Below are 2,520 nucleotides of genomic sequence, written 5' to 3'. Positions count from 1 at the left end.
ACGTGCGTCTTCACGGTGTGCACGCTCAGCCCCAGCTCGGCGGCCATCTCCCGGTTGCCCAGGCCGCGCGCCAGGAGCAGCGCGGCCGTGCGCTCGGTCGGGGTGAGCGCGGCGAACCGGGCGGCGGGGCCGGTGTCGGCGCGGGCGGTGAGGTCGATCAGCTCGCACTGGACGCGCTCGCAGCGCTCCCTGACCTCGTCCAGCGCGGCGCGGAGGTCGGCGGCCGGGTCCTCCAGCGCGTCGAGCGCGGTCCGCCGGATGCCGCCGACCCGTCCGGACAGGTACTCGACGACCCGGTGCGAGGTGAGCGCGTCCGCCACGTCCGCGCCCGGTCCGGCCAGGTCGGCGAGGGCGGCGCGGTCCTCGTCCTGGCGCACCAGGACCCGCGCCAGCAGGCCGGTCAGCCACTCGCAGGCGCGCACCGCCTCGTCGTCGTAGACGTCCGGGGTGTAGCTGTGCAGGGACACCATGCCGATGACCGAGTCCGGGGCACCGCGCTCGGGGCGCAGCATCGGCGCGGTGACGACGTCGGCGGAGCGGCGGGTGACGTCGCCGAACGAGGTCCCGGCGCGCAGCACGGCCCCGCCGTCGTAGCGGTGCCGGTAGGTCTGGCGGTGGCGCAGCAGCCAGGCGACGGGGTCGTTGGGGCCGTAGGCGTGCAGCACCGGGTCGTCGAACCGCTGGTCCTCGGTGCCGTAGACGTAGCGGACCTTGTGGCCGTGCAGGAGGCCGATGTAGGAGGAGTCGACGTGGGCGACCTTGGCGAGGGTGCGGACGACCTGCTCGTAGACGGCGAACCGGTCGTCGCCCATGGCGAGGATCTTGTGGTGGGCCTCGCGCAGGATCGCGGTCGTGGCGGGGCCCATCCTCGGCGGCAGCTCGGACATCCCACCTCCGCGCTCGGTGCCCCAGGATGTCCGGCGGCGGGTGGCGGGCGACAGACTCCACCTGGGCGAACGCCGCCCGGCCGCTTCCCCGCGCGGGTGAGGCGCGGGGCGGCAGCGGCTCGTGGCGGGCCGCGGGTCGCGGGGGTCACCCCCGGACCACGACCTTGCCGGGCAGGGTGGTGGACTCGGCGTGCACCGAGGGCAGGTCGGCCAGCGGGACGCGGCGGGCGATGTCGACGCGCAGCTCGCCGCGGTCGACGCGCTCGCCCAGCTCGGCCAGCTGGGCGGCGTCGCTGCGGACGAACAGGTTCACGCCGCGCACGCCGCGCGCCTCGTCGGTCGGTGCGGGCATCCAGACCGTGGTGTTCACGACGATCCCGCCGTCGTGGACGAGGTCGGTCAGGGCGGCGAGCTGCTCCGGGGCGACCGGGGCGAGGTTGAGCACGAGGTGGACGCGCTCGGTGACCGCGTCGGCGAGCGCGGTGGTGGTGTGGTCGACGACCTCGTCGGCGCCTGCGGCGCGCACGCGGTCGGCGGTGCGGGGGCTGGCGGTGGCGATCACGTGGGCGCCCGCGGCCTTGGCGAGCTGGAGCGCGGGGCCGCCGACCGAGCCGCCTGCGCCGTTGACCAGCACGCGCTGACCGGCGACCAGGCCGCCGTGGTCGAACAGGGCCTGCCAGGCGGGCAGGCCCACCACCGGGAGGGCGGCGGCGTCGGCCAGCGGGATGGAGGTCGGGGCGGGGGCGAGCGCCTCGGCGGCGGTGACGACGTGCTCGGCGGAGGCGCCGACGCCGGTCATGGACAGGAAGGCCACGACCGCGTCGCCGACCCGGACGTTCGTGACGCCCTCGCCGAGCGCGTCGACGGTGCCCGCGACGTCGAGGCCGGGGGTGTGCGGGAGGGCCACCGGGATCGGGCCCTGCATGAACCCGGCGCGGATGTTGCCGTCGACCGGGTTGAACGAGGTGCCCGCGACCTTGATCCGGACCTCGCCCGCGCCGGGGGTGGGGAGCGGGGCGTCCTCCAGGACCAGGACCTCGGGGGCGCCGTACTGGTGGAAGCGCACTGCCTTCATGGGAGAGCCTCATCTCGTTCGGTCTTTGCTTCGAGTTCGAAGCAACTGGGGAGAACACTAGCGTTGCTTTGAATTTGAAGCAAAGTGACCTGCGCCACGGTCCTTTGAATTCGAAGCAGTACACTCGGCGGCATGGCCGACACCCCGCCGTCGCTCGACCCCGTGCAGCTCGGCGCCTACTTCGACCTCATCGAGGTGACCAGCCTGCTGCGCCACGCCGTGGAGCAGCAGCTGCGCGAGGCGGGCGACCTGAGCTACGTGCAGTTCCAGCTGCTCTCCCGGCTCGGCGACTCGCCCACCGGCAGCCACCGGATGACCGACCTCCCCGACGGCGTCGTCTACACCCGCAGCGGGCTCACCTACCAGGCCGGACTGCTGGAGAAGGCCGGGCTGGTCACCCGCGCCCCGTCCCCGGACGACGAGCGCGGCGTCACCGTCACGATCACCGACGCCGGGCGCGCGCTGCTGGCGCAGGTGCTGCCCGGTCACGTGGAGGTGGTCAGCGGGCTGCTGTTCGAGCCGCTCTCGCGCGAGGACGTCACCGCGCTGGCCGGGCTG

General features: G+C 74.5%; 3 protein-coding genes. 1 reads left to right on the top strand and 2 read right to left on the bottom strand.

The window, feature by feature from the left end; genetic code table 11:
* Window positions 1-887 (bottom strand): response regulator transcription factor (locus ACTUAL_RS17170; RefSeq protein ID WP_440900979.1); only part of this gene is annotated, 887 nt, incomplete at its 3' end.
* Between the two features lie 145 nt (window positions 888-1,032).
* Entirely contained in the window at window positions 1,033-1,962 is a 930-nt protein-coding gene (locus ACTUAL_RS17165) for an NADP-dependent oxidoreductase (RefSeq protein ID WP_440900978.1), read from the bottom strand.
* 132 nt (window positions 1,963-2,094) lie between these two features.
* On the opposite strand from ACTUAL_RS17165, the gene ACTUAL_RS17160 reads away from it, so the two are divergent.
* Window positions 2,095-2,520 (top strand): MarR family winged helix-turn-helix transcriptional regulator (locus ACTUAL_RS17160; protein WP_440900977.1); only part of this gene is annotated, 426 nt, incomplete at its 3' end.

This window comes from Actinosynnema sp. (assembly GCF_052038725.1).
The sequence above is the reverse complement of the archived record's forward strand: the minus strand, read 5'-3'. Positions and strand labels throughout refer to the sequence as shown.